This window comes from Enterovibrio norvegicus, assembly GCF_002876705.1.
GTDB classification, from domain to species: domain Bacteria; phylum Pseudomonadota; class Gammaproteobacteria; order Enterobacterales; family Vibrionaceae; genus Enterovibrio; species Enterovibrio norvegicus_B.
Window position 1 is genome coordinate 107,788 of the sequence record NZ_MDAG01000018.1, and the last position, 26,099, is coordinate 133,886.

The following is a 26,099-nucleotide window of genomic DNA, read 5'->3' on the forward strand; positions in this document are numbered from 1 at the left end:
CATTTACTCTTACACAACTATAATTCGTAATTCTAGGGCGTACTTCTCTATGAAGAAAATCTTGATCATTGGGCCAGCTTGGGTTGGTGATATGGTAATGTCTCAGACACTCTATATCGAGCTAAAAAAACACAACCCAGATAGCGAGATCGATGTTATGGCTCCTGATTGGTGTCGCCCTATTCTTGAGCGCATGCCAGAAGTCGATAAGGTGATAGCTATGCCACTGGGCCATGGTGAATTTTCCCTTTCAGCTAGAAGAAGGCTCGGTATAGCTTTACGTTCAAATGACTATGAACACGCATACATACTGCCGAATTCAGCAAAATCTGCACTGATCCCTTGGTTCGCCAATATACCTAATAGGACAGGCTGGCGCGGAGAGATGCGCTATGGCCTTCTCAATGATTTACGCCCCAACAAGAAAGACTTTTCTTTGATGATTGAGCGCTACGTAGCCCTAGCTCACTCCCGCAAGGAAATGCTCAACAGCAAAAGCTTGAAATCCTTACCTCGTCCAAAATTGGCCATCGATAAAAACAAACAACAGCAAGCACTAGATAGATTTCAACTTCAACTGAATCGCCCTGTGATAGGGCTATGCACAGGGGCCGAATTTGGACCTGCAAAACGCTGGCCTGAATATCACTTCAGTGAAACTGCTCGTCAGCTTATTGATAAAGGCTATCAAATATGGCTGTTTGGCTCAGCAAAAGATAGAGAAGTAACGAGTCAAATAAAGAGCAGTCTTGACGCAGAGCAACAGGTGCATTGCGTAAACTTAGCTGGCGAGACTAGTCTGATTGAAGCTATAGATCTCTTAGCTGCTTGCGGTACTGTGGTAAGTAATGATTCAGGCCTCATGCATATCGCCGCTTCAGTAGGCTGTCGCCTGGTTGCTTTATATGGTTCCACATCACCTAGTTACACTCCGCCTCTAGCCGAACACGTAGCGATTTTACATACAGATATTGAATGCCGCCCATGCTTTGAGCGCGAATGTCCAAAACAACATCTAAAATGCTTAACTGAATTAAAACCAGATCAGGTACTTAGTGAAGTTATTAAACTTAACGCAATTCAGGTAGAAACATGCTAGCTCGCCTGATTTACACACTACTCCTCTTCTTAGTTAGCCCTGTTTTACTTTGGGTCCTTTATAGGAAACACCCCAATAAACCTGCTATTTCCCATCGTTGGAAAGAATATTGGGGATTCACCCCTGCTCTCTGCGGTAACCACCCGCTATGGATACACGCAGTGTCAGTGGGTGAGGTGATTGCCATATCACCGCTTATTCGAGAGTTAAAACGTCAAGAGCCTTCAATTTCGATTTTACTGACAACGACTACGACGACTGGCGCAGAGCAAGCAAAACGGCTTGGGGATTTGGTCGAGCACCGTTATATGCCAATTGATTTCAGTCACTGTGTTAAACGCTTCGTGTTGAAAATGCAACCAAAAGCGATGGTTATCGTTGAAACTGAGCTTTGGCCTAATACGCTCCATACAGTTTCTAAAGCCCGTATCCCGATAACAGTCATAAATGCACGCCTTTCTGAGAACTCAGCAAAAGGTTACCGAAAAATAAAACCTCTTTTTGACATTATTTCGCATTCAGTCAACCAGATCCTTTGCCTACATACTGACGATGCTAAACGTTTTATTGGGCTAGGTGTTGATGAAAGAAAAGTTTCTATCAGTGGCTCAATAAAATACGATCTCATCATATCGCCAGATGTCATTGTTGCTGGAAGCACATTGCGCTCCTCACTTGGTCTCAACAGACCTGTTTGGATTGCTGCCAGTACCCACAAGGGTGAGGATGAACAGATGTTATCCATTCATCGTAACATTGCAGACGAGCACCCGGATGCCTTGCTTATTCTAGTGCCACGACATCCTGAGCGTTTTAATGACGTAGAAGCAAATTGCAAACAGCAGGGGTTTATCACAGCACGTAGAAGCAACAATCAAGCCGTCGATAAACATACTCAAGTCTACCTCGGCGATACGATGGGAGAACTGTTGATAATGCTTCAATGCGCAGATATCACGGTAATAGGTGGCAGTTTAATTGGAGATAAAGTCGGTGGGCACAATCTTTTAGAGCCTGCAGCTTTAGGCAAGCCTAGTTTGATTGGCCCTAGTTACTTTAACTTTACTGATATCACAAGACAGTTGGCAACAGCAGGGGCGACCAAAATCTGTGACGATAAATCTGATATTTCAGCCACTTTGCTGCAATTATTTAGCGATAAACAGAAATGCAATGAGATGAGCAAAGCTGCTCTTAGTGTTGTAAATGCCAATCGAGGCGCCATTAATTACACTATCAAGCACATACTTAAGAGCATGAACTAAATAAAGAAACACGCTGGCTACGTTTGATTGAAAACAGATAAAAGTATCATTGTGTCAATTGTATGGTGCTATAACCTTCAGTTAGCCAGCGCCAATGACTCTCCTCGTTGAATGTAATCCCTGCTTTGTTTTTCTCTTTCTGGAATGACCGCAAAAGGCGGTCTAGGTTACCTTGTTGCCAATTCTTACCCTCACGCTTCTCACATTTATCAAAATCAATAAGCCAAACTTGGTTGTCACCATCAAGCAAAATGTTATGCGCATTTAGATCTGTATGACATACACCGGCCCGGTGCATTTTGGCAATTTCTTCGCCAATCGCATACCAAACGTTGTGCTCTACCTTTGAGTTTTTAAGTAATGCAACTAGGTCACGAGCGCCACTAACCAACTCTATTAAAATGTCGGCCCGATAAAAAAGCGTTCCGACCTTGTTCGCTTTAGCTCCCAAAGGACGAGGAACATTTACCCCGCATTGACGTAAATGTTTGAGAAGCATAAATTCTTCATAGCACCGTGTTCTTTCCCAGCCAATAAACAAGTATTGATCTTTAACTAGCTTACCGAACAATCCTCCTCGTCGGTAGTGTCGCAATGCCATGGGCACTTGCTCGCCTTGCACAAACCAAGTTGTCCCTCTTCCTTTGGCAGAACCAATGACTTTGTTCAGTTTGGACCAATATTCAGGTTCAAAAACGCTGCCAATATCAGCCTCCGACAACAAGGTGTTATCAAACCACACCAGTCCATCTGCCAAATTTATCTGTTGCATTGCTTTTTCTCTTATCATTAAGTGGCTTAAATTATAATTTTCAAAAAGAAGAACTTCATGTGGCTCTGTACACTAACAGAGCTAATCATTGTAAACTTCCAGCAATCTCAACAACTGGTCTAGCGTGCTGCGATAGCCTTACCTAACTTAACTATGTAAAGAATGACCCATCAAATAAGTGCTTTTTGTTTTTGAAGCAAGACTAAGTCCTGTTACAAGCACTGTTTTGATGCTTGGCCACCGAAGGATACTATGAAACCGCTGCTCTCATCCGCTCCAAAATCAATTTGCGTTCTGCGTCTATCCGCGATCGGTGATGTTTGCAATACCATCGCTGCCATTCAAGCCATTCAGAAACATTGGCCGAATGTTCAAGTTACATGGATTACTGGCAAGCTAGAGGCAAAGCTTCTCGAATCAATCGATGGTATTGAAGTCATAGTATTCGATAAGAATACCGGGATTAGTGGCTATAGAGCGCTTTGGAAGCATCTTGATGGACGCATTTTTGATGTTCTGCTCCATATGCAGTATGCCATTAGAGCAAGTATCGCAACATTAGGAATCAAAGCAGAGTATAAACTGGGGTTTGCGCCAGATCGTAGTCAAGACCTTCAAACCCTCTTCACAAACGTAAAAGTTACTTCCCCTCAATCTTTGCATGTTGCTGATGGATTCATGGCTTTCGCATTAAGTCTGGGGGTTCCCGCATCAGCATTGAATTGGGCATTATCCTATTCAGAGCAAGACCAACACTGGGCACAATCAAACATTGTTCCCAACAAACCAAGTTTGTTACTAGTCGCAGGGGCCTCAAAAGCCTACAAGAACTGGAATGTGGCAGGCTATGTCGAAGTAATTAAACATGCGCAAACTAAAGGCTGGCAAATATTACTGGCCGGCAGTCCATCAACATTGGAAATCGACCTCGCAGAATCAATCCAAACTCAACTAGCCGAACCTTGTGTCAATCTAGTAGGAAAAAGTAGCATTTTGCAAATGCTTGCGTTGATTGATCATGCAGATATGGTGATTACACCTGATACTGGCCCGGCTCATATGGCGAGCGCAATGAACACACCTATAATTGGCCTCTATGCACACCATAATCCGTCACGTGTAGGTCCATATAATTATTTAAAATACGCAGTATCTGTCTACGAAGAAGCAGTATTCGCTGAAACAGGGAAATCCATTGAAGAGTTAAACTGGCGAACTCGAGTGAAAGACAAGACCGCCATGAGCCGCATCCAGAGCCAAGATGTGATTGAGATGTTTGATCGTGTGATAGATGATTTTAATATGATGGGGCAGTAATGAGCTCAGTTGAGGTAAAAAGGTATGACTTTCCGCATTGTCATCATTTTATTACCAAGTAAACTGTGAGTCCTCTATTCTCATTTTAACCGAGTAGTTAGCAGCCACTTATGACAACCAAAGTAATTTACCCCGGCACTTTTGATCCTGTTACTAATGGTCATATCGACTTAATAGAGCGAGCTGCTGCGATGTTCGATGAAGTCGTCGTGGGCATTGCTGCAAGCCCTAGCAAAAAGCCTCTATTTGGATTAAAAGAGCGTGTTGCTCTTGCGAAAGAAGTCACCCAGCACCTCGACAACGTTTCTGTTGTGGGTTTCTCTGGCCTGCTTGTCGACTTCGCAAAACAGTATCAAGCAAACATTTTGGTGCGTGGTCTGCGCGCAGTGTCAGATTTTGAATACGAATTCCAACTCGCCAACATGAACAGACGTTTAATGCCTGAGTTAGAAAGCGTTTTCCTCACGCCTTCGGAAGAGAATTCATTTATATCTTCCACGCTAGTGAAAGAAGTCGCCCTGCATGGTGGAGACACCAGCGGCTTTGTCCATCCATCGGTGCTAGAGGCCATGAAAACGGCACTCAAGAAGCCAGAGTAAGCGATGAACACAAAAAAGCCCGCTCTCGCAGCGGGCTTTTTTATGCGTATTACTCGGCATTGTCTGATTTAAATCTGACAATCAGGGCAAAATACCGTGTTTCGCTGCCCTATCTTCACGCTTTCAAGTTCAGTACCGCATGCTGGGCAAGGCTTTCCCTGATTGCCGTAAACCTGAAGCTCTTGCGCAAAGTAGCCAGGCTTTCCATCCGCCTGCTTAAAATCTTTTAGCGTTGTGCCGCCTTGCTCAATCGCCGTTGCCAGCACTGATTTAATGTCTGCGACAAAGCGATGAGCGTCTTCTTGGCTTAGCTGGCCGGCTTGGCGCTTAGGATGAATGCGGGACATAAACAATGATTCATTGGCATAAATGTTACCCACACCAACTACCACCGCGTTATCCATAATGAATTGCTTGATAGGTGTACGCTTATTTCGGCTTCGCTCAAACAAATATTCAGCCGTGAAATCACCCGTCAAAGGCTCTGGCCCTAACTTGCCCAACACAGGGTGGTCTAAGCCGTCATTCGGCTGCCACAACCACGCACCAAAGCGACGTGGATCGTTATACCGGATCATCTCGCCTGAGCTCAAATGCAGATCAACATGATCATGTTTAGAGGGGGGCGCACCCTCGGGAATGACACGTAAACTGCCAGACATCCCGAGATGAACCAAAGCATATCCTACGTCTGTTTCAAGGATCAGATATTTTGCGCGACGCTTCACCCCTCGAATCACCTGACCTTCCATGTCATGCAACTCTTCAGGTACCAGCCAACGTAACTTAGGCTGTCTCACCTCAATTTTGGTGACGGTTTGACCTTTCGCATGGGGTTTAATGCCCATACGACTCACTTCGACTTCAGGTAATTCTGGCATGATCCATTGAACTAGTTGGAAAGTGGGAACAAGTAGTTTGGCTCAACCGACACCGCAAGCCAACGCTTTTCCCAGTTTTGGATGAGCCAAAACTGAGGCAATTCATAATATGTCAGGCGGTAAGGTTCAAGTTCATTGCCTAAATCTACCACCAAGGTAGACGGAGAATGAAGACCAGGTTTGAGCTGTTCAAACATATCACCGCTAATTTCAGTGCCGGAGAGGTTAAGCCAGCGATTCGCTAACTCTGTGGCTGACACATCCAAAGGACGATCTGTTTGCCACGGCAAACCTTGAGTAAGTGTGAATTGAGGGAATTGGAGCGCTTTAATTGCCGCACTTTCTGGCACTAACGCAATCACACCATCAGGCAGCACTTGAGCCACCTCTTGTGATGCGCTGTTTTCTGCGAGTTTTGCACGGATGTAGTCCGGCAGATGCATCATGGCGATAAACACCAAGGTGCCAATAATGAGGATGTTATTAAAGGTACGGCGGGAGATTCTTCCCATTTGATTCGTCCACGCTAATGCCATTACTAGATATTAGCAGTGTATATCTGGAACTTGCTGATTTACAGATATAAAAAAACCCAGCCTAAGCCGGGTTTTTATCGAAGTCGAAAACCAATTACTTGATTTTAGCTTCTTTGTACATAACGTGTTGGCGAACAACTGGATCAAATTTCTTGATCTCAAATTTGCCTGGCATGTTACGTTTGTTTTTGTCAGTAGTGTAGAAGTGGCCTGTACCAGCAGATGATACTAGACGGATCTTCTCACGAATGCCTTTAGCCATTCTTTAAATCCTCTTAAACGTTCTCACCACGGGCGCGGATGTCTGTAAGAACAGCATCAATGCCTTTCTTGTCGATGATGCGCATACCTTTAGGGGTAAGACGCAGTTTAACGAAGCGGTTTTCGCTTTCTACCCAGAAACGATGAGTTTGCAGGTTCGGCAGAAAACGACGCTTGGTGGCGTTACGTGCGTGAGAACGGTTGTTACCCGTTACAGGACGCTTGCCAGTTACTTGGCATACTCGTGACATGAATGTCTCTCCAAATCGTTTCAGCTCGATATCAACCTTGTCCACCAGTCCTGCAAAAACAAGGTCTAGCTCTAGGTCAAGGCTATCAAAGGTGGCGCATTATACTAACTGTATTTGCATTGCTCAAGTCCCGAGCAGATCCTTTTGTCATTTTTTGATCGTTTTTTAGCAGCTTTTCCCTGAAAAGCTTATATCCAGCCGCGTTCAGCGAAGGAGACAACTTCTCCATCGCCTATCACCATGTGATCGAGCAGCCGAATATCAACTAACGACAACGCATCCGCAATCCGCGATGTGATATGACGGTCAGCAGGGCTTGGTTCAGCAATACCAGATGGGTGATTATGAGCCAAAATCACTGCGTTTGCATGCACTTCCAACGCCCGTCTTACAACTTCTCTTGGATAAACCCCTGCAGCATTGATGGTTCCTTCAAAAAGAATCTCATCTTTTATAGGACGGTTTTGATTATCTAAGTACAAGACAAGAAAGGCTTCTCGCGGTCTATCCCGTAATTTTGCACAGAGATATCTCGCGGTATGAGAGGGGCTAGCCAATGCATCTTCACGCGTCATAATTTCATGTAAATGCCGCTTACTCAGCTCTAAAACGGCCTGCAATTGTGCATATTTTGCCGATCCCAGTCCTTTTCTTTGACTAAATTGCGCTAAATTTGCCTGCATCAAGCCGCGCAATGAACCAAAATCATCGAGAAGATACCCCGCGAGCTCGATGGCATTCATGCCAGACACCCCAGTACGCAGAAATATAGCGAGCAGCTCTGCATCGGATAATGATTCGGGGCCTTTTGCCAATAGTTTCTCTCGAGGTCGACTTTCTTCAGGTAAACATTTTAGCGACAAAAGAACATTCCTTGCAGGCAAAACCGCCAGAATCGATACTCTTTTATTGTTCATCAAGCCCAGTACAACAAGAATGCGAACCACCTAGTCAAGCCTGTCACTGAGCGGCTTCGTGATTACATTTCCATTAGGAATACCTCCCCTTTCACAATCATCAGTGCCCAACAGGTGATTAATGCCCATTTATGATATCTTTCAAACCATTCACCCATTGGCTTACTTGGTTATGGCTCAAAAAATTACGCAATCTTTATCTGGAAAGCGCATTGTCTTGGGAATTGGCGGCGGGATTGCTGCTTATAAATGTGCAGATCTCACTCGTCGACTGATTGAACGCGGTGCGGATGTGCGCGTTGTCATGACAAATGCAGCAAAAGAATTCATCACCCCGTTAACGATGCAAGCCGTCTCAGGGCACCCTGTTTCAGACAGTTTGCTCGACCCTGCTGCAGAAGCATCAATGGGTCACATCGAAATCGCCAAATGGGCAGACTTGATATTGCTCGCCCCTGCAACCGCAGATTTAATTGCACGTGTAGCGGCTGGCATGGGGAATGACCTGCTTACCACCGTGTGCTTAGCCACCGATGCCCCGGTTGCCATCGCGCCAGCGATGAACCAGCAAATGTACCGCGCCGTTGCTACGCAAGAAAATCTCACCACACTTACACGACGCAACCACCCTATTTGGGGACCGGCGAGCGGCGAGCAAGCGTGCGGTGATATCGGCATGGGAAGAATGCTTGAGCCGCTTCAATTGGTCGCATTGATTGAAAACCACTTTGCAGAAGGCGACCTTCTGGGTTCATCATTTTTGATCACAGCAGGCCCAACGCGTGAAGCCATTGACCCGGTTCGCTACCTGTCCAACCACAGTTCAGGAAAAATGGGATACGCCATTGCAGCAGCAGCGGCGAAGCGCGGTGCAAACGTCACGCTCGTGAGCGGGCCTGTGAACCTCCCAACGCCTACCAACGTAACTCGTGTGGATGTGCAGAGTGCCGAAGAAATGCATGCAGCCGTCCAACATCACGCTGGCGAGCACCAAATATTCATCGCGTGCGCTGCAGTGGCAGATTTCAAGCCTGCGAGTGCTGCAAACCAAAAAATGAAGAAGAAAGACGGTCACGACGAGATGACCCTCACGCTTGTAAAGAATCCCGATATTGTTGCTGCGGTCGCTGCCATGAAAGAAAACCGACCATTCACTGTCGGGTTCGCAGCAGAAACCCAAGATGTTGAGCAATATGCTCGCGGTAAGCTGGCGAAGAAAAACCTCGACCTTATTTGTGCGAACGATGTGTCGCAGCAAGGACAAGGCTTCAACAGCGACCAAAATGCGCTGCATTTATATTGGCCAAATGGCGACAAAGCGCTGCCATTGGCAAACAAATCCGATATCGGCCATCAGTTAGTCAGTGAAATAGTGTCGCTGTTTAACAGTGACAAATAAGCAACCAGTGGAACCTTGTTATGAAAAAAATTGATCTAAAAATTCTCGACCCACGTGTAGGCAAAGAATTCCCACTTCCAGCGTATGCGACAGAAGGTTCAGCAGGTTTGGATTTACGCGCTTGTCTTGACGAGCCACTGACACTGGAACCAGGCCAAACACAACTGATCCCTACGGGCCTTGCGATTCATATTGCAGACCCATCGATTGCAGCAACCATCTTGCCGCGTTCAGGCCTAGGTCATAAGCACGGTGTAGTATTAGGTAACCTTGTTGGCTTGATCGATTCAGATTACCAAGGGCAATTAATGGTCTCTTGCTGGAACCGTGGGCAAGACACTTTTATTATTGAACCAGGTGAGCGTATTGCACAGATGGTATTCGTGCCGGTTATCCAAGCTGAATTCAACCTTGTTGAAGATTTTGATGCTACTGAACGTGGTGCCGGAGGTTTTGGGCACTCAGGTACGAAATAGTAGTGTTAACTTGGTGAAAAACCACAAAAACGCCACCGATCTGTGGCGTTTTTTATGCGTCATTCACGCTTTTGTTATTTGTGATAGGCAAGGGCTCGGCGAAGGTGCATTATTCTTTTAATACAGTGTGTACGTCGTTAAGATACCCGCTCCACAGCCGAGATTCGGGTCAAAGACCCTCATAACAACAAAGGAACCATCTATTCATGGCTGGCCAAAAAAAGCAGAACCGCCGCGAAGAAATTCTTCAGGCTCTGGCTCAAATGCTGGAGTCCACCCAAGGCAGTCAACGCATAACTACCGCCAAGCTTGCAGCACAGGTTGGTGTGTCAGAAGCGGCACTTTATCGCCACTTTCCAAGTAAAGCGCGCATGTTTGAGGGATTGATTGAGTTTATTGAAGAATCACTCATCACCCGTATTAACCGCATTTTGAACGAAGAAAAAGACACGCTCACACGCCTGCGTCTTATTCTTCAACTGCTTTTGGTATTTGGTGAACGCAACCCTGGCCTGACACGCATCATGACAGGTCATGCCTTGATGTTTGAACAAGACAGATTGCAAGGTCGTATCAACCAGTTGTTCGAAAAGATTGAAAGCCAACTTCGCCAAGTATTACGAGAGCGCCGCTTACGTGAAGGGAAAGGCTTCCCTGTTGACGAGTCCATTCTGGCAGCACAGCTGCTAGGCCAAGTGGAAGGTAGCTTGAACCGTTTCGTGCGTTCAAGTTTCAAATATCCGCCGACGGCGGATTTTGACCAATACTGGCAACTCCTCAGCGCTCAGCTTGACTGATTTGTCGCTAAAAACTTTAAAAAAGGCTGCATCATGCAGCCTTTTTCGTTTATTCAGGTTCAGAAAACAATCATAGCTGACTGTCCGGAATAGACGTTAGATACCATATTCTGCACGGTATGCTTTCACCGCGTCTAAGTGTTCAGGGTTGCCACCTTGTTCTTCAAGGTAAGTCACCAAATCACCCAAGCTCACAATCGACACCACTTTGCAGCCAAAGTCGCGCTCAACTTCTTGGATCGCAGACAATTCGCCTTTACCGCGCTCTTGACGGTCAATCGCCACCAAAACACCCGCCAAATCTGCACCATTTGCCTGAATGATTTCCATGGATTCACGGATCGCCGTGCCCGCAGTGATCACATCATCAACCAACATGACACGCCCTTCCAGCACGCTGCCTACTAAGCTGCCGCCTTCACCGTGGGTTTTCGCTTCTTTACGGTTGAAGCAATATGGCGTGTCGATGTCATGGTGCTCTGCCAACGCCACCGCGGTGGTGGTGGCAATTGGAATGCCTTTGTACGCTGGGCCAAACAACAGATCGTAGTCAATCTTCGCATCCACTAACGCTTCTGCGTAGAAACGGCCAAGACGCGCCAAATCCCGACCTGTATTAAATAGGCCAGCATTAAAGAAGTAAGGGCTCTTACGACCAGACTTCAAAGTGAACTCACCGAACTTCAAAACGTGTTTTTCCAATGCGAACTCGATGAATTGACGCTGATAGGCTTTCATTTTTTCTCCTGTCGATCTGAATGGGTGTTTAACCCGTCTTTCCATGAGGCGATCTGTCGCCTCCTCAAATTTTGCTTAAAAAAAAGCGGCTCCAATAGAAGCCGCTCTTTCATCAATCAATTAGCGATGCTTTCTGAATCACGATGATGTCTTCAATGCCCTTATTGGCCAGAGACAACATGGCGTTCAATTCGTCAGCGGTGAACGGTTCACCTTCCGCGGTGCCCTGCACTTCAATCATGCGGCCATCTTCCAGCATAACAACATTCATGTCAGTTTCAGCGGCCGAGTCTTCAAGATACTCAAGGTCGCAAATTGGCGTGCCTTCGAAGATACCGACAGAAACAGCAGCAACGTGACCCTTCATTGGGTTTGCTTTCAGTTTGCCTTCAGCAACCAGTTTGTTCAGCGCATCCGCCATTGCAACGCTTGCACCCGAAATAGAGGCAGTGCGTGTGCCACCGTCCGCTTGAATAACATCACAGTCAACGGTAATAGTGAAATCACCCAGTTGATCAAGGTTTACCGCTGCACGAAGGCTACGTGCGATCAGACGTTGGATTTCCATGGTACGACCGCCTTGCTTGCCGTTCGCCGCTTCACGACGGTTACGGGTGTGGGTCGCACGTGGCAGCATGCCGTATTCAGCAGTGATCCAGCCTTGGCCTTTCCCTTTTAGAAAACGCGGCACGCCTTCTTCAACGGTTGCGGTACAGATGACTTTCGTGTCGCCAAACTCCACCAACACAGAGCCTTCCGCATGTGCGGTAAAATGACGTGTCATGGTTACTGGACGAATTTGACCAACTTCTCTTCCGCTAGGACGCATAGGGTTCCACCTGTTATAAACTGCTGAATTTCGTTAACCCGCGATTATAGCGATTTCGGCCTAGTCACGCTAACACTAACCACAAGTGAACGGTTTTTTCTCATCTCATGCGCCATGTGGCTGACACCTTGCCAAGCAACTGCGTATAATCACATCAACATTGATAAAAGAGTGAACTTCGATGATCCACAGTATGACTGCCTACGCCCGTCGGGAAATTAAGGGCACATGGGGCTCCGCCGTTTGGGAAATCCGCTCGGTGAACCAACGCTACCTCGAAACCTATATCCGCATGCCAGAGCAGTTCCGTGGCCTAGAACCTATCGTTCGTGAACGCTTTCGTCAGCGCCTGGCGCGCGGCAAAGTGGAATGTAACCTGCGCTTTGAAGCCAACGCTTCATCGAACACTGAGCTAAAAATTAACGAAGCGCTCGCAAAGCAGGTTATTCATGCGGCGAAGTGGATCAAAGAGATGTCTGGCGAAGGCAACATTGGTCCATTCCAAGTTCTGCAGTGGCCGGGCGTGATGGAAGCACCAGAACAAGACATGGATCTGGTGAACAAAGCCTTACTTGAAGGCTTCGATGAAGCGGTTAACGATTTCATCGCCGCACGAGCAAGCGAAGGCGACAACATGAAAGCGCTTATCGAGCAGCGTCTTGATGCCATCGATACAGAAGTGGTGAAAGTGCGCGCCAAGATGCCAGAAATTCTAAGCTGGCAGCGCGAGCGTCTGATCACCAAGCTGGAAGATGCGAAAATCGAGCTTGATGCAAACCGTGTCGAGCAAGAAATCATCCTGTTGGCACAAAAATCAGATGTGGCAGAAGAACTCGATCGCCTGGACTCCCACGTATCAGAAACCAAGAAAATCCTGAAAAAAGGTGGCGCATGTGGTCGCCGCTTGGATTTCATGATGCAAGAATTCAACCGCGAATCGAACACCCTCGCGTCGAAATCCATCAGCACTGAGATCACTGCATCAGGCGTTGAATTGAAAGTGCTTATCGAGCAAATGCGCGAACAAATTCAGAATATCGAATAATTCTTACCGTTATTCTCAGAGCCCAGCCACCCCGCTGGGCTTTTTTCTTTTAAGATCAGTCTTATCAATTTGCGTTATCCTAAGATCTATCACGGTTGAATTTTGCGCATTACCCTTGTTGAAAAAGTCGCTTGTTGGCAATTTGCCAAATGATAACGTCAGCAATGAAAAGCGCCGCCATTCATACCGCGATGGACATAAAAGGAAAATTCAAATTTTGCGCAGTCCGTGGTAATCTGCGCGCCCTTTAACCTCACAGTGATTTAAACCATGAGCCAAGGTACGCTTTATATCGTTTCAGCGCCTAGCGGAGCCGGCAAATCAAGCCTGATTTCGGCCCTGTTAAAAGACAACCCTCGTTACGACGTGAAAGTGTCTGTTTCTCACACCACCCGTGCAACACGCCCGGGCGAAGAGAACGGCATTCACTACCATTTCGTCGCCGTTGATGAATTTAAAGCGTTGATCGAGCAAGATGCGTTTTTGGAACATGCAGAAGTCTTCGGCAATTTCTATGGCACGTCACGCCTGTGGATTGAAGAAATGCTGGCAAAAGGTGTCGACATTTTCTTGGATATTGACTGGCAAGGTGCACAGCAAATTCGTCAGAAAATGCCGAAAGCGAAAAGTATCTTTATTCTGCCACCGAGCAAAGAAGAGCTTGAGCGCCGCCTGAATGCACGTGGACAAGACGCTGATGAGGTCATCGCGAAGCGCATGGAAGAAGCGCGTTCTGAAATCTCACACTATAACGAGTACGATTACGTGATTGTGAATGATGATTTCGACGTTGCTTTAATGGACATGAAAGCCATTCTCCGCGCTGAGCGAATGAAGCAAGACAAGCAAGCTAGCAAATATCACGACATGCTCGACAGATTGCTGGCACAATAAATACCAAAGCCACCGAAGATGCTTGTTGTTTAGCGCCAAGCGCTTTTGTATAATTTTCGGTCATCTTGATTTTTTTACTTATTGGAGTTCTTCATGGCACGCGTAACCGTTCAAGACGCTGTTGAAAAAATTGGCAACCGTTTCGACCTAGTATTGGTAGCCGCTCGCCGTGCACGCCAAATGCAAACTGGTGGTAAAGACGCACTGGTTCAGGAAGAGAACGATAAGCAAACTGTTATCGCTCTGCGCGAGATCGAGGAAGGCTTGATCACGAAAGACGTTCTAGATGCACGTGAGCGTCAAGAACAGCAAGAGCAAGAAGCGGCTGAAATGGCTGCAGTAAGCACAATTTCAGGCTCACTTCGCTAATCTAACTTCAGGGAAACAGGCCGTTTGTATCTCTTTGATAGCCTGAAAGAAGTCGCCGCACAATACTTGCCGGAGTCGCACTTAGAGGCACTCCGGCAAGCGTATTTGGTGGCGCGTGATGCCCACGAAGGGCAAAGTCGCTCCAGTGGCGAACCTTACATTATTCACCCGATTGCCGTAGCGCGTATTCTTGCGGAGATGCGTCTCGACCACGAAACCTTGATGGCAGCCTTGCTCCATGACGTGATCGAAGACACTGACGTCACCAAAGAAGACCTACAGCAACGATTCGGTGATAACGTCGCCGACCTCGTCGATGGCGTGTCTAAACTCGATAAACTCAAGTTTCGCGATCGTAAAGAAGCGCAAGCGGAAAACTTCCGCAAAATGATCATGGCCATGGCCCGTGATATTCGCGTGATTCTGATCAAATTGGCTGACCGTACGCACAACATGCGCACGCTTGGGGCACTTCGTCCTGATAAACGTCGCCGTATTGCCAGCGAAACCCTCGAGATTTTCTCTCCTTTGGCGCACCGCCTTGGTATCCACAACATCAAAGTTGAGCTGGAAGAGCTTGGCTTCGAAGCCCTGTACCCAACCCGCTATCGCGTGTTGAAGGAAGTGGTGATTCAAGCGCGCGGTAACCGCAAAGAGATGATCCAAAAAATCCATGCAGAAATCGAAGGCCGTCTTGAAGATGCAGGCATTCGCGCCTCTGTACTTGGCCGTGAGAAGAACCTTTACTCCATCTACAACAAGATGAAGAACAAAGAGCAACGCTTCCACACCATCATGGATTTGTACGCGTTTCGCGTGATTGTTGATGATTTAGATACCTGCTACCGCGTGCTGGGACAGATGCACAATCTGTACAAGCCACGTCCAGGTCGCATGAAAGATTACATCGCCGTGCCTAAAGCCAACGGCTACCAATCGCTGCATACGTCAATGATTGGTCCGCACGGTGTTCCTGTCGAAGTACAAATTCGTACCGAAGACATGGATCAAATGGCAGACAAAGGTGTTGCTGCACACTGGGCTTATAAAGATGGTGCTGAACGCGTTCAAGGCGGCACAACAGCACAAGTGCGTGCACAACGTTGGATGCAAAGCCTGCTTGAGCTTCAGCAAAGTGCGGGCAGCTCATTCGAATTCATCGAAAACGTCAAATCTGACTTGTTCCCAGATGAATTGTTTGTCTTTACGCCAAAAGGTCGCATCGTTGAATTGCCTGTCGGCGCAACCGCCGTTGACTTCGCGTATGCCGTGCATACGGATGTCGGAAACTCGTGCGTCGGCGCGCGCGTTAACCGCAATTCCTACCCGCTCAGCCAACCACTGAAAAACGGTCAAGCGATCGAGATCATTACCGCACCGGGCGCACGTCCAAACGCGGCATGGTTAAACTACGTCGTGACATCACGCGCACGCACCAAAATTCGTCAGGTGCTAAAAACCAAGCGCCGCGAAGAATCTGTCATTCTTGGCCGTCGATTGCTGAACCATGCATTGGGCGACACCAACATTCAGGATGTAGATACTACAAACATCGACAAAGTGCTCAAAGACCTCAAGCTGGACGATTCAGAAGACTTGTTGGCAGCGATTGGTTTGGGCGAACTGATGAGTGTGGTGATCGCGAAACGCCTACTTGGTGATGCTGACAGCCTTGAACAGCAAGGCGGTTGCCTGCCAATTCGTGGTGCTGATGGCATTTTGCTGACGTACGCGAATTGCTGTCGTCCCATTCCGGGTGACCCCGTGATTGCGCACGTCAGCCCGGGTAAAGGTCTGGTTATTCACCGTGAAGAATGTGCCAATATCCGTGGCTACCGTCAGGAGCCGGATAAGTACATGGCGGTAGAATGGGGCGATGACATTGACCAAGAGTTCGCGACGGGCCTGCGTGTTGACATGCTCAACCACCAAGGTGCATTGGCCGATTTGACCAACACCATTGCCGCGACCGGCTCAAACATTCAAGGTTTGACCACGGAAGAGCGCGATGGCCGTTTGTATACCATCTACGTCAAACTCACTACCAAAGACCGCATTCACCTTGCGAACATCATGCGTCGTATCCGTGTCATGCCAAATGTAGTGAAAGTCAGCCGTCAGAAAAACTGATTGCCGTCTTCGACCGTAAACATTCAAACGCCCGCTTATTGCGGGCGTTTTTTATCCTTATACCGTGTGTCCATCAAGAGCGAGAAAGAGAACAACCATGACTCCAGAACGTTTTGCACGCATTCATGAAGTACTGGCAACGCGTCAACCTGATTTGACCGTGTGCATGGAAGAAGTCCATAAGCCGAATAACATTTCCGCCATCATCCGCACTGCCGACGCCGTTGGCGTGCACCAAGTCCATGCGGTTTGGCCACGCAACAGCAAAATGCGTACCTTGGGTGGCACCTCAGCAGGGGCGCGTAACTGGGTAGATGTGGTCACCCATGACAACACGCCTGATGCCTTCGCACAGTTAAAAGCACAAGGCATGCAGATACTGGTGACCAATCTGTCTGAACGTGCCGTGGATTTTCGCGAGATTGATTACACCAAACCCACGGCCATCGTATTGGGCCAAGAGAAGACAGGCATCAGCCAGCAAGCGCTTGAAATGGCAGATCAAGACATCATCATTCCCATGGTAGGTATGGTACAGTCACTCAATGTATCCGTTGCCAGCGGCCTGATTTTGTACGAAGCGCAGCGTCAGCGCCAAAACGCAGGCATGTACCAACGCACACGTACGTTGATCCCACAAGCCGAGGTTGACCGCATCTTGTTTGAGCGTGGTCATCCAGTGTTAGCGAAAGTCGCCAAGCGAAAAGGCTTACCTTATCCCGTGTTGGATGAAGAAGGACAAATCGCGGCAGACGATGTGTGGTGGGCACAAATGCAGGCAGCTCGATAACCCTTATTCTGGAGAGATAAGCAAACATGCGCGCGTCAATGTTGGATGCCATTCCCCTCACCTCACTGACAGGTGTCGGTGGAAAAATGGCAGAAAAGCTGGAGAAAATCGGTTTATTCACCGTGCAGGATTTGCTGTTCCATCTCCCCTATCGCTATGAAGATCGCACCCGCATTTGGCCAATCATGAGCTTGATGCCGGGGCAGCACGGCACGGTTGAAGGTGAAATTGTCTGCAATAACACCACCTTTGGTCGTCGTCGCATGTTGACGGTGAAACTCACTGACGGCAACGGCTCATTGACGCTTCGCTTCTTCAACTTCAACGCCGCAATGAAAAACAGCCTTGAGGTTGGAAAACGCGTTAAAGCCTATGGCGAGATCAAACGTGGTCAAGGTGGGTTGGAAATCATCCACCCTGAATACAGCGTGTTTTCAGAGCCTACAGAGCTGAGCTTAGAAGAAACCCTCACGCCGGTTTACCCAACCACGGAAGGTCTTCGTCAACTCACACTGAGAAATTTAACCGACCAAGCCCTTGAGTTGCTCGAAAGCACCGCCGTGCAAGAGTTGCTGCCTGAAGGCCTTTATGACCGTCAAATTACGCTTAAAGATGCACTCAAAGCGCTACATCGCCCAACCCCCGATGTCTCTCTTTCGGATTTAGATGACGGTAAACACCCCGCACAGAAACGTCTTATCCTTGAAGAGCTGCTGGCGCAAAACCTCTCGATGTTGGCCGTTCGCAGCAAGTTGCAGCAAGACCCCACCTTTTCACTGCCGCCTTCAACGGATTTAGTGCCAAAGCTGCTTGCCTCATTGCCCTTCACGCCCACCGGTGCGCAATCCCGAGTGGTTGCTGATATTGAACGCGACATGGGGCTCAGCAAGCCCATGATGCGTTTAGTGCAAGGGGATGTCGGTTCAGGGAAAACCTTAGTCGCCGCTCTCGCAGCACTTCAAGTGATCGAACAAGGTTACCAAGTGGCACTCATGGCACCGACGGAGCTGCTTGCTGAACAACACGCCATCAACTTTGCGCAATGGCTAGAGCCATTGGGTATTTCCGTTGGCTGGCTTGCGGGCAAGCTGACGGGAAAAGCCAAAGAAGCAGAGCTTGAAAAGATCGCCAGCGGTGACGCCAAAATGGTGGTGGGCACGCACGCCCTGTTCCAAAAGCATGTCGAATTTGAAAACCTCGCGCTGGTCATCATTGATGAACAGCATCGCTTTGGCGTCCACCAGCGCTTAGAGCTGCGCGAGAAAGGGATGAAGAAAGGCATTCACCCGCATCAGCTCATCATGACCGCAACGCCAATCCCACGTACGCTCGCTATGACGGCTTATGCCGATCTCGATACCTCAGTGATTGATGAGTTGCCGCCGGGGCGAACACCCATTCAAACCGTTGCCGTGCCAGACACGCGCCGCATTGATATCGTCAATCGCGTGCATGCCGCCTGCATCGAAGAAGGTCGACAAGCCTACTGGGTATGTACCTTGATTGATGAGTCCGAAGTCCTTGAAGCCCAAGCCGCAGCAGAAACCGCTGATGACCTTTCCCGTGCGCTACCTGATTTAAAGATCGGCTTGGTACACGGGCGAATGAAAGCGGCAGAAAAACAAGCCGTAATGAAAGCCTTCAAAGACGGTGAGCTTCATCTCCTTGTTGCCACCACCGTGATTGAAGTGGGCGTTGATGTGCCCAATTCCAGCTTAATGATCATCGAAAACCCTGAGCGCTTAGGCTTGGCACAATTGCACCAGCTTCGTGGTCGTGTTGGTCGAGGTTCCGTAGCAAGTCACTGTGTGCTGCTCTATCACGCCCCCCTTTCCAAAACGGCCACCCAACGTTTAGGCGTGCTTCGCGAAAGCAGCGATGGCTTTGTGATTGCACAGCGTGATTTAGAAATTCGAGGCCCAGGTGAATTGCTCGGCACCAAGCAAACAGGCATGGCGGAGTTTAAGATTGCGGATTTGGTCAGAGACCAAGGACTGATCCCAGAAGTGCAAAAGTTAGCACTGTATTTGCACCAGAATTACCCAGAGAACAGCAAGGCAATCATCACGCGTTGGTTAGGGAACAAAGATAAGTACAGTAATGCTTAAGAACGGGTACTGCACGAGAATGCGTGCGGTATTCTTTAAGGTAAACAACAGAGGTTTGTTGTTTACCTAGACCCTAGGACCTTCTTTTCCTTCTTTTCCCGCATTGAAATTATTCCTCATCCCAATGCTGCATCACCAGCGCCATCACCTCTGATTTGCTGTACCCCACTTCGCGCGCATCGGTTATCAATGCGCGCAGTGCGGGTTCGATAAAACCAAAGCGATCTTCCATTCTTGCGTGCAAGCCATCGCGCTTCACGAGCATGCCCACACCACGCTTTCTCTCTAGCCAGCCTTGCTTTTCCATCAGCTGATAGCAGCGAGAAATGGTCATAGGATTAATGTTCAGTTCTGCCGCTAATTTCCTGACAGATAAGAGTTTATCGCCCGGCTTCAGCACGCCACCCACGATCTGCCGCTGAATCTGAGTCATCAACTGGCGGAACTTTGGAGAGGGGTCTTGAGGGTCGATAATTATCTTCATTTTTCATCCCTGCTGTATCGTCGGTTTATTACAGTAATAGCAGGTGACTCATAAATAAGACAGAAAACAAAGAAGAAATGTGTGTTGAAGCAATAAAGAAAAATGGCGCAAGAAATCTCGTTTCTCTGCGCCATTTTCAGTGCAAATATGTAGACCTCAGACAATCAACGTCTTCGATGATTCTTCCCGAGATGTTGCCCTTGGCTTCGCGCGTGTTTACCCGCAACCGGCAAGACGATTTGCGCGCGTAACCCGCCACCAGAACGCGGGGTCAAATGCAGCAAACCTTTGTGTTGTTCCACAATACGTTTCACGATGGCAAGACCAAGCCCTGTCCCCTCGCTACCACGCGCAGTGTCACCCCGCGTAAAAGGTTGAAGCACGGTTTCAATCTGATCAGGTGCAATGCCGGGACCGTTATCTTCCACCGCAATCCACTGATGACGACGATCTGCCGTACTGCCCGTGCTAATTTTCACCCAGCCGCCGCCGTAGCGAACCGCATTCACCACCAAGTTGGTCACTGCGCGACGTATCGCCACTTCGTTCGCATCAAGGCGACCAATCAGCTCACCTTTGTCGACGTCGAGCTCATGCCCTGTCGCGCCATCGGCCACTGACACATCATCGGTCAACGCATTCAGATCAATCGCAGCCATGTCTTGCAGCTGCACCGAACGCAGATAATCCATGAACTGATTAATGATTTCATTACACTCTTCCGTGTCTTTAATCATGCTATCAGCAAGGTAACTGTCTTCGGGAGACATCATTTCCGTCGCCAAACGGATACGCGTTAACGGGGTGCGCAAATCATGACTCACGCCTGCCATCAACAAAGCACGGTCTTCCTCAAGCTTTCGAATGCCTTCACTCATTTGGTTGAACGCACGCGTTACTGCTCGAATGTCTGACGCGCCGCGTTCAGGCAGCGGCGTAGGGAATTGTCCCTGACCGACATCCTTTGCAGCTTTTTCCAACATGGCGAGTGGACGGTTTTGGACTTTGATGAACACCCAACCTCCGCCAATCATCAATAACGCGATGACCATGGAATAGAAAAACAGCGGCTGGAAATCATCTTGATGCAGCTCTGAGAGCGGGATCCGCATGACATAGCCAGGAAACGCTTTGCTAGATAGCCAGAGCACATAGCTCTTGTTGTCTAAGCTGATGCGCGCTTCTGTGGGCGCATTGAGTTTTTCCGACATGTCTTCGCTGATGAGGTCGACCGTTGCCGCTTGTTGGAATTCCAACAACATCTCAGGTTCTGACTCATCATGTAGAGTTACCCCAAGCTTCGCCAACAACTGACGACGCAGCAGTTCATCCATGTGGTAGATTTCGCCGTCCGCAAGGGTCACGTCGTCTTCTAACATCACGGAAATTTCGTGCGCAAGGATCTTGTTGAACTGCTTAATGCTGGGCAGCAAAGCATAATTAAGGATGGTGAGGTAAGAGAAGATCTGGCTGGCAATCAGAAGGCCAGCCAGTACCACGAGCGTACGGGCAAAGTTGCTACGTGGAGAGAAACGCATGGATTACGCTTCCCCGTCAGGCACAAACACATAACCCAGACCCCAAACGGTCTGAATATAACGTGGTTTGCTTGGATCTTCTTCAATCATGCGGCGAAGACGCGAGATCTGAACATCAATTGAACGTTCCATCGCTGAGTATTCACGGCCACGCGCCATGTTCATCAATTTGTCGCGCGACATTGGTTCACGAGAATTGGTGACCAAGGCTTTTAGCACCGCAAACTCACCGGACGTCAGGGTCAGCGGCTCATCGTTGCGGAACATTTCGCGCGTGCCCAAGTTCAGCTTAAATTGGCCAAACTCAACAATCTTTTCTTCACTCGAAGGCGCTCCTGGCGCTTCAATGGTTTGACGACGCAGCACTGCACGAATACGCGCAAGCAACTCACGAGGGTTAAACGGCTTCGGCAGATAATCATCCGCGCCCACTTCCAAACCCACGATACGATCGATTTCATCGCCTTTGGCCGTCAACATCAAAATAGGCAGTTGGTTGTTCGCTTGACGCAGACGACGACAAATCGACAAGCCATCTTCGCCTGGCAGCATCAAGTCCAACACCATCAGATGGAAATTTTCACGGGATAACAGGCGATCCATTTGCTCGGCATTGGCCACACTGCGAACCTGAAAACCTTGCTCGGACAAGTAACGCTCAAGCAAAGCACGCAGACGCATATCATCATCAACAACTAGGATTTTGTAATTCTCTTGCATGACGTACCTTTCTTATCTGACGGTAGTGTTATAACCAAATCATGGTGAGGGCTCAGTGCCACTCACATTGGATATATCATCGATTGTAACTTCTGACACCTCTATGAAACATCAGTGCGACGCAGTGAGAGGATAAAAACTGTTACTAGGTGTAACTATTGAAGGCTTTTATACTCCGCACCTGTCGCTTTACCAACACTTTTAACCTTTAAGTCTTCTCGCATTGAAACGTTGAGATATTCATGAAAATCAAAACCGAATGTCATTAGGGGGAGCGCGAACCCAGTAAATGCCTCCAAGCCTTCAACTTCGCGGGGTTTGGGTATATAAAAGGCTCTCATCGGAAGGTAAACAACGCGTTCGGACAACTTAATGAAAAAAACCGACCTGGTCACCCGAGAAGGTTATAACAAACTCAAACAAGAGCTGGATTATCTTTGGAAGGAACGTCGTCCTGAGATCACCAAAATCGTCTCGTGGGCAGCAAGCCTAGGGGACCGTTCAGAGAACGCAGATTACACCTACAATAAACGCATTCTGCGTGAAATTGACCGTCGCGTTCGCTACTTACGCAAACGCTTGGAAATCCTCCGCGTCGTCGATTACAACCCGCAGCAAGACGGTAAAGTCTTCTTTGGCGCGTGGGTCGACATTGAAAATGACGACGGTGGCACCCTCTCATTCCGCATTGTTGGCCCGGATGAAATCTATGGCCGCAAAGACTACATCTCCATTGATAGCCCGATGGCACGCGCATTACTCAAAAAAGAAGTCGATGACGAAGCCATTGTGACGACCCCTGAAGGACCGAAGGTCTGGTACGTCAACACCATTCGCTATCAACAAGACGAACTTTAATACTGCCGCTCGCGGCGGTGACTCTCAAAGGAACACAATGACCACTTCAATTTATCAACAGATTGCCAGTGAGCTAAACGTACGTGATGCGCAAGTTATCGCAGCCGTCACCCTGCTTGATGATGGCAACACCGTGCCCTTCATCGCGCGTTACCGTAAAGAAGTCACCAATGGCCTTGATGACACTCAATTGCGTAATCTGGAATCTCGCCTCGGTTATTTGCGCGAGTTGGAAGATCGTCGCCAAGTCATTTTGAAATCGATTGATGAACAAGGAAAGCTGACCGATGGCTTGAAGAAAGACATCCTCGACGCTGACACCAAAAACCGCCTTGAAGACCTGTATTTGCCCTACAAGCAAAAGCGTCGTACCAAAGGGCAAATTGCGATTGAAGCGGGCATTGAACCGTTAGCACATTCGCTTTGGCAACATCCTGAGCTCGACCCGGAATCAGAAGCCACCCGTTACTTGAATACAGAAGCGGGATTTGCGGATACCAAAGCCGTGCTGGACGGCGCGCGCGCCATTTTGATGGAGCAATTCGCTGAAGATGCCGCCCTGTTGGATAAGATTCGCCGCCATCTAAACCACAACGCCGAACTTCAGGCGCGTGTTATCGCAGGCAAAGAAAACGAAGGCGCAAAATTTAAAGATTACTTTGAACACGATGAGTTACTGACAAAAGTGCCGTCTCACCGAGCTCTGGCCATGTTCCGAGGCCGTAACGAAGGCATTCTCCAACTGTCACTGAATGCTGACCCACAACAAGATGAGAAATCGACAGGCTCTTACTGTGAAAACATCATCAGTGACCACTATGACGTGACCCTGGGTATTGCACCGGCAGACCGCTGGCGCAAACAAGTCGTGAGCTTTGCCTGGCGCATAAAGATTTTGATGCACATGGAAACCGAACTGATGGGCAATCTGCGCGAGCTGGCAGAAAATGATGCCATCAGGGTGTTTGCCGACAACCTGAAAGACTTGCTCATGGCCGCGCCTGCGGGCCCTCGCTGTACCTTGGGTATCGACCCCGGCTTGCGCACCGGCTGTAAAGTGGCCGTGGTTGATAACACAGGTAAGCTGCTCGACACTGCCACCATTTACCCCACCGCGCCGCACAACAAGACGGTTGAATCGGCACGTGTGGTCATGGCGCTGGTGAAAAAACACCATGTAGATTTGATTGCGATCGGCAACGGCACAGCTTCCCGTGAAACCGATACGTTTGTGGCTGACATGTTGAAAGATGCGGGCGAGAAAATTCAGACCGTGATGGTGAGCGAAGCTGGCGCATCGGTGTACTCCGCGTCAGAACTGGCAGCGGCTGAATTCCCGGGGCTAGACGTTTCACTGCGCGGCGCGGTGTCGATTGCGCGTCGCTTGCAAGATCCGCTGGCAGAGCTGGTAAAAATTGACCCTAAATCTATCGGTGTGGGCCAATACCAACACGACGTCAGCCAAAGCCAACTGGCAAAACGTTTGGACGCCGTGGTCGAAGACTGTGTGAACGCTGTCGGTGTCGACGTGAACAGCGCCTCTGCCGCATTGCTGACCCGCGTTGCCGGCCTTTCCACCACCATGGCTGCCAACATCGTGGCATTCCGTGATGAAAATGGCCGCTTTGGTGAGCGTAAAACTTTGCTGAAAGTGCCGCGTTTGGGGCCAAAAGCCTACGAACAGTGCGCGGGTTTCTTGCGCGTCATGAAAGGGAAAAACCCGCTAGATAGCTCATCTGTTCACCCAGAAGCTTACCCAGTGGTGAAGCGCATTGCTGACAACACAGGAAAAGCCGTTGACGCCATGATCGGTAACCACGACTTCTTGCGTAGCGTGAAAGCCTCAGAGTACGCCGATGATACGTTTGGTATTCCAACGGTGACAGACATCCTCGCCGAACTGGCGAAACCAGGCCGCGACCCTCGCCCTGAATTTAAAACCGCCACGTTTGCCGACGGCGTCAACGAAGTGAAAGATCTGATCCCAGGCATGGTGCTGGAAGGCTCAATCACCAACGTGACCGCCTTTGGCGCGTTTGTTGATATCGGTGTTCACCAAGACGGCCTCGTTCACATTTCAGCATTGTCAGACAAATTCATTTCTGACCCTCGTGAAGTGGTGAAAGCAGGCGACGTGGTCAAAGTAAAAGTGATGGACGTGGATCTTGCGCGTAAACGTATTGCGCTTTCCATGCGTCTAAACGACGAACCAGGCGCAGACAACAAACCTGCAAGCCGCGGCAATGCGAACCGTGACACTCGCTCAGCGCGTCCTCAAGAACGCAGCCAACCGAATCGTGCGCCATCAAACAACAACCAAGGTGGCAATTCATCAGCCTTTGGTGGTGCGTTTGCTGATGCCTTTGCCAAAGCGAAGCGTAAGTAAACGACGGCATCGATTCGCCAGAGACAAAAACAGCGCCTCAAGGCGCTGTTTTTTTATGTTCAGATTGTTGCTCATGCCCAAGTCGACACAATGGAGCATAAACAGCAGACCACTAAATCACGATAAGCACTTCAGACGGGATATTCGCCACAGTGGCTTGTGAGTAGCGCATAGCAACCACGGCACCTGTACGTTGTGATGCCTTAAGTTCATCGATTTTATCGAGAATTTCCTTCGGCAGCTTTATCTGCATGGAATAGCCGTTTTCATTCTTCGGCGTATAAGACTCGCTCGAGAGCAAAGACGACAGATGGCTTAACGAATCATGTGCGCCGAAATGGCCACCGTTGAACTGGCTGGAGTTTTGCCTTAAATCAGCATAGTCAGGATGCTCGGATGGATCCCAAGACGGTTTACGGAGTTGTTTTTCTTCTTGATTGACGGGTTTTTCATGTTCAGCCGCGTTGGGCTGCTTGGCGGGAGCGATTTTTTCACGCACACGATTATCCCGCGCAACTTGCTCCGTTGGCGGGTTTACTGACGGTACGACAGCGGGGATGCTGACGTTAGCGGGTGAAATATTCATGCCAATGTTATCTCCCAACATCGACCGAAGGCAGTCACCTTAAGGCATGCCGCG

General features: G+C 48.7%; 27 protein-coding genes. 15 read left to right on the forward strand and 12 right to left on the reverse strand.

Annotation, left to right across the window (positions count from 1 at the left end):
* Positions 1–49: 49 nt before the first annotated feature.
* On the forward strand, positions 50–1,099 hold the full coding sequence (gene waaF, locus BCT27_RS11955) for a lipopolysaccharide heptosyltransferase II (RefSeq protein WP_102317297.1): 1,050 nt from the start codon (positions 50–52) through the stop codon (positions 1,097–1,099).
* On the forward strand, positions 1,093–2,364 hold the full coding sequence (gene waaA / locus BCT27_RS11960; protein WP_102317298.1) for a lipid IV(A) 3-deoxy-D-manno-octulosonic acid transferase: 1,272 nt from the start codon (positions 1,093–1,095) through the stop codon (positions 2,362–2,364). Before waaF ends, waaA begins: the two co-directional genes overlap by 7 nt.
* A gap of 46 nt (positions 2,365–2,410) precedes the next feature.
* On the opposite strand, the gene BCT27_RS11965 is transcribed toward waaA, so the two are convergent.
* The gene (locus BCT27_RS11965; RefSeq protein WP_102390371.1) at positions 2,411–3,136 is read right to left on the reverse strand and encodes a 3-deoxy-D-manno-octulosonic acid kinase; all 726 of its coding nucleotides are present in this window, start codon (positions 3,134–3,136) and stop codon (positions 2,411–2,413) included.
* A 261-nt stretch (positions 3,137–3,397) separates the two neighbouring features.
* Between BCT27_RS11965 and BCT27_RS11970 the strand changes: the two genes are divergently transcribed.
* Positions 3,398–4,453: a glycosyltransferase family 9 protein gene (locus BCT27_RS11970; RefSeq protein ID WP_102317333.1), complete on the forward strand. Its 1,056-nt coding sequence runs from the start codon at positions 3,398–3,400 to the stop codon at positions 4,451–4,453.
* Between the two features lie 110 nt (positions 4,454–4,563).
* Complete coding sequence (gene coaD / locus BCT27_RS11975) at positions 4,564–5,052, forward strand: pantetheine-phosphate adenylyltransferase (protein ID WP_102317300.1); 489 nt, start codon at positions 4,564–4,566, stop codon at positions 5,050–5,052.
* 68 nt (positions 5,053–5,120) lie between these two features.
* Here the strand turns inward: coaD and mutM are convergent, their stop codons facing one another.
* The 5 genes from mutM to radC all read right to left on the reverse strand — a co-directional run bounded on the left by mutM (position 5,121) and on the right by radC (position 7,844).
* Complete coding sequence (mutM, locus tag BCT27_RS11980; protein ID WP_102317301.1) at positions 5,121–5,933, reverse strand: bifunctional DNA-formamidopyrimidine glycosylase/DNA-(apurinic or apyrimidinic site) lyase; 813 nt, start codon at positions 5,931–5,933, stop codon at positions 5,121–5,123.
* Between the two features lie 11 nt (positions 5,934–5,944).
* Positions 5,945–6,445, reverse strand: coding sequence for a hypothetical protein (locus BCT27_RS11985; protein ID WP_102317302.1), 501 nt, complete (start codon positions 6,443–6,445; stop codon positions 5,945–5,947).
* A 118-nt stretch (positions 6,446–6,563) separates the two neighbouring features.
* Positions 6,564–6,731 carry a 50S ribosomal protein L33 gene (gene rpmG / locus BCT27_RS11990; protein WP_002535344.1) on the reverse strand — a complete coding sequence of 56 codons (168 nt, stop codon included), beginning with the start codon at positions 6,729–6,731 and terminating at the stop codon, positions 6,564–6,566.
* Between the two features lie 13 nt (positions 6,732–6,744).
* Complete coding sequence (gene rpmB / locus BCT27_RS11995; RefSeq protein WP_016961892.1) at positions 6,745–6,981, reverse strand: 50S ribosomal protein L28; 237 nt, start codon at positions 6,979–6,981, stop codon at positions 6,745–6,747.
* 188 nt (positions 6,982–7,169) lie between these two features.
* Complete coding sequence (radC, locus tag BCT27_RS12000) at positions 7,170–7,844, reverse strand: RadC family protein (RefSeq protein WP_026024539.1); 675 nt, start codon at positions 7,842–7,844, stop codon at positions 7,170–7,172.
* Positions 7,845–8,070: 226 nt separating this feature from the next.
* Here radC and coaBC point away from each other — a divergent pair, with 226 nt between their 5' ends.
* From coaBC to slmA, 3 genes are all read left to right on the forward strand, one after another.
* Positions 8,071–9,297: a bifunctional phosphopantothenoylcysteine decarboxylase/phosphopantothenate--cysteine ligase CoaBC gene (gene coaBC, locus BCT27_RS12005; protein ID WP_102317334.1), complete on the forward strand. Its 1,227-nt coding sequence runs from the start codon at positions 8,071–8,073 to the stop codon at positions 9,295–9,297.
* A gap of 20 nt (positions 9,298–9,317) precedes the next feature.
* Positions 9,318–9,773: a dUTP diphosphatase gene (dut, locus tag BCT27_RS12010; RefSeq protein ID WP_017009521.1), complete on the forward strand. Its 456-nt coding sequence runs from the start codon at positions 9,318–9,320 to the stop codon at positions 9,771–9,773.
* Positions 9,774–9,979: 206 nt separating this feature from the next.
* Positions 9,980–10,570 (forward strand): nucleoid occlusion factor SlmA, encoded by a 591-nt coding sequence (gene slmA, locus BCT27_RS12015; protein WP_017009520.1) that lies wholly within the window; start codon positions 9,980–9,982, stop codon positions 10,568–10,570.
* Positions 10,571–10,666: 96 nt separating this feature from the next.
* On the opposite strand, the gene pyrE is transcribed toward slmA, so the two are convergent.
* Positions 10,667–11,308, reverse strand: coding sequence for an orotate phosphoribosyltransferase (gene pyrE / locus BCT27_RS12020; protein WP_017013117.1), 642 nt, complete (start codon positions 11,306–11,308; stop codon positions 10,667–10,669).
* A 112-nt stretch (positions 11,309–11,420) separates the two neighbouring features.
* Positions 11,421–12,137: a ribonuclease PH gene (rph, locus tag BCT27_RS12025; RefSeq protein WP_102317305.1), complete on the reverse strand. Its 717-nt coding sequence runs from the start codon at positions 12,135–12,137 to the stop codon at positions 11,421–11,423.
* Positions 12,138–12,318: 181 nt separating this feature from the next.
* Between rph and BCT27_RS12030 the strand changes: the two genes are divergently transcribed.
* From BCT27_RS12030 to recG, 6 genes are all read left to right on the forward strand, one after another.
* The gene (locus BCT27_RS12030) at positions 12,319–13,182 is read left to right on the forward strand and encodes a YicC/YloC family endoribonuclease (RefSeq protein ID WP_102317306.1); all 864 of its coding nucleotides are present in this window, start codon (positions 12,319–12,321) and stop codon (positions 13,180–13,182) included.
* 270 nt (positions 13,183–13,452) lie between these two features.
* Positions 13,453–14,076 carry a guanylate kinase gene (gene gmk, locus BCT27_RS12035; RefSeq protein ID WP_017009516.1) on the forward strand — a complete coding sequence of 208 codons (624 nt, stop codon included), beginning with the start codon at positions 13,453–13,455 and terminating at the stop codon, positions 14,074–14,076.
* Positions 14,077–14,169: 93 nt separating this feature from the next.
* Positions 14,170–14,445, forward strand: coding sequence for a DNA-directed RNA polymerase subunit omega (rpoZ, locus tag BCT27_RS12040; protein ID WP_017009515.1), 276 nt, complete (start codon positions 14,170–14,172; stop codon positions 14,443–14,445).
* A gap of 24 nt (positions 14,446–14,469) precedes the next feature.
* Complete coding sequence (spoT, locus tag BCT27_RS12045) at positions 14,470–16,575, forward strand: bifunctional GTP diphosphokinase/guanosine-3',5'-bis pyrophosphate 3'-pyrophosphohydrolase (protein WP_102317307.1); 2,106 nt, start codon at positions 14,470–14,472, stop codon at positions 16,573–16,575.
* A gap of 97 nt (positions 16,576–16,672) precedes the next feature.
* The gene (gene trmH, locus BCT27_RS12050) at positions 16,673–17,365 is read left to right on the forward strand and encodes a tRNA (guanosine(18)-2'-O)-methyltransferase TrmH (RefSeq protein ID WP_102395903.1); all 693 of its coding nucleotides are present in this window, start codon (positions 16,673–16,675) and stop codon (positions 17,363–17,365) included.
* Between the two features lie 26 nt (positions 17,366–17,391).
* Entirely contained in the window at positions 17,392–19,473 is a 2,082-nt protein-coding gene (gene recG, locus BCT27_RS12055; RefSeq protein ID WP_102395904.1) for an ATP-dependent DNA helicase RecG, read from the forward strand.
* Positions 19,474–19,582: 109 nt separating this feature from the next.
* Here the strand turns inward: recG and BCT27_RS12060 are convergent, their stop codons facing one another.
* The 3 genes from BCT27_RS12060 to ompR form a co-directional block, all read right to left on the reverse strand.
* Positions 19,583–19,957, reverse strand: coding sequence for a GntR family transcriptional regulator (locus BCT27_RS12060; protein WP_102317309.1), 375 nt, complete (start codon positions 19,955–19,957; stop codon positions 19,583–19,585).
* Between the two features lie 164 nt (positions 19,958–20,121).
* Entirely contained in the window at positions 20,122–21,495 is a 1,374-nt protein-coding gene (envZ, locus tag BCT27_RS12065) for a two-component system sensor histidine kinase EnvZ (protein ID WP_102317310.1), read from the reverse strand.
* Positions 21,496–21,498: 3 nt separating this feature from the next.
* Positions 21,499–22,215 (reverse strand): osmolarity response regulator transcription factor OmpR, encoded by a 717-nt coding sequence (gene ompR / locus BCT27_RS12070; protein ID WP_017009509.1) that lies wholly within the window; start codon positions 22,213–22,215, stop codon positions 21,499–21,501.
* Positions 22,216–22,587: 372 nt separating this feature from the next.
* On the opposite strand from ompR, the gene greB reads away from it, so the two are divergent.
* On the forward strand, positions 22,588–23,073 hold the full coding sequence (gene greB, locus BCT27_RS12080; protein WP_017009507.1) for a transcription elongation factor GreB: 486 nt from the start codon (positions 22,588–22,590) through the stop codon (positions 23,071–23,073).
* Between the two features lie 37 nt (positions 23,074–23,110).
* Positions 23,111–25,459 carry a Tex family protein gene (locus BCT27_RS12085; RefSeq protein ID WP_102395905.1) on the forward strand — a complete coding sequence of 783 codons (2,349 nt, stop codon included), beginning with the start codon at positions 23,111–23,113 and terminating at the stop codon, positions 25,457–25,459.
* Positions 25,460–25,571: 112 nt separating this feature from the next.
* On the opposite strand, the gene BCT27_RS12090 is transcribed toward BCT27_RS12085, so the two are convergent.
* Positions 25,572–26,066 (reverse strand): ATP-dependent Lon protease, encoded by a 495-nt coding sequence (locus BCT27_RS12090; RefSeq protein WP_102395906.1) that lies wholly within the window; start codon positions 26,064–26,066, stop codon positions 25,572–25,574.
* Positions 26,067–26,099 lie beyond the last annotated feature (33 nt).

Excerpts from the sequence above, each read along its gene's own strand:
- waaF (WP_102317297.1), top strand. The coding sequence starts at position 50 with ATGAAGAAAATCTTGATCATTGGGCCAGCTTGGGTTGGTGATATGGTA.
- waaA (WP_102317298.1), top strand. The coding sequence starts at position 1,093 with ATGCTAGCTCGCCTGATTTACACACTACTCCTCTTCTTAGTTAGCCCT.
- BCT27_RS11965 (WP_102390371.1), bottom strand. The coding sequence starts at position 3,136 with ATGCAACAGATAAATTTGGCAGATGGACTGGTGTGGTTTGATAACACC.
- coaD (WP_102317300.1), top strand. The coding sequence starts at position 4,564 with ATGACAACCAAAGTAATTTACCCCGGCACTTTTGATCCTGTTACTAAT.
- mutM (WP_102317301.1), bottom strand. The coding sequence starts at position 5,933 with ATGCCAGAATTACCTGAAGTCGAAGTGAGTCGTATGGGCATTAAACCC.
- BCT27_RS11985 (WP_102317302.1), bottom strand. The coding sequence starts at position 6,445 with ATGGGAAGAATCTCCCGCCGTACCTTTAATAACATCCTCATTATTGGC.
- rpmG (WP_002535344.1), bottom strand. The coding sequence starts at position 6,731 with ATGGCTAAAGGCATTCGTGAGAAGATCCGTCTAGTATCATCTGCTGGT.
- rpmB (WP_016961892.1), bottom strand. The coding sequence starts at position 6,981 with ATGTCACGAGTATGCCAAGTAACTGGCAAGCGTCCTGTAACGGGTAAC.
- coaBC (WP_102317334.1), top strand. The coding sequence starts at position 8,071 with ATGGCTCAAAAAATTACGCAATCTTTATCTGGAAAGCGCATTGTCTTG.
- dut (WP_017009521.1), top strand. The coding sequence starts at position 9,318 with ATGAAAAAAATTGATCTAAAAATTCTCGACCCACGTGTAGGCAAAGAA.
- slmA (WP_017009520.1), top strand. The coding sequence starts at position 9,980 with ATGGCTGGCCAAAAAAAGCAGAACCGCCGCGAAGAAATTCTTCAGGCT.
- pyrE (WP_017013117.1), bottom strand. The coding sequence starts at position 11,308 with ATGAAAGCCTATCAGCGTCAATTCATCGAGTTCGCATTGGAAAAACAC.
- rph (WP_102317305.1), bottom strand. The coding sequence starts at position 12,137 with ATGCGTCCTAGCGGAAGAGAAGTTGGTCAAATTCGTCCAGTAACCATG.
- BCT27_RS12030 (WP_102317306.1), top strand. The coding sequence starts at position 12,319 with ATGATCCACAGTATGACTGCCTACGCCCGTCGGGAAATTAAGGGCACA.
- gmk (WP_017009516.1), top strand. The coding sequence starts at position 13,453 with ATGAGCCAAGGTACGCTTTATATCGTTTCAGCGCCTAGCGGAGCCGGC.
- rpoZ (WP_017009515.1), top strand. The coding sequence starts at position 14,170 with ATGGCACGCGTAACCGTTCAAGACGCTGTTGAAAAAATTGGCAACCGT.
- trmH (WP_102395903.1), top strand. The coding sequence starts at position 16,673 with ATGACTCCAGAACGTTTTGCACGCATTCATGAAGTACTGGCAACGCGT.
- recG (WP_102395904.1), top strand. The coding sequence starts at position 17,392 with ATGCGCGCGTCAATGTTGGATGCCATTCCCCTCACCTCACTGACAGGT.
- BCT27_RS12060 (WP_102317309.1), bottom strand. The coding sequence starts at position 19,957 with ATGAAGATAATTATCGACCCTCAAGACCCCTCTCCAAAGTTCCGCCAG.
- envZ (WP_102317310.1), bottom strand. The coding sequence starts at position 21,495 with ATGCGTTTCTCTCCACGTAGCAACTTTGCCCGTACGCTCGTGGTACTG.
- ompR (WP_017009509.1), bottom strand. The coding sequence starts at position 22,215 with ATGCAAGAGAATTACAAAATCCTAGTTGTTGATGATGATATGCGTCTG.
- greB (WP_017009507.1), top strand. The coding sequence starts at position 22,588 with ATGAAAAAAACCGACCTGGTCACCCGAGAAGGTTATAACAAACTCAAA.
- BCT27_RS12085 (WP_102395905.1), top strand. The coding sequence starts at position 23,111 with ATGACCACTTCAATTTATCAACAGATTGCCAGTGAGCTAAACGTACGT.
- BCT27_RS12090 (WP_102395906.1), bottom strand. The coding sequence starts at position 26,066 with ATGTTGGGAGATAACATTGGCATGAATATTTCACCCGCTAACGTCAGC.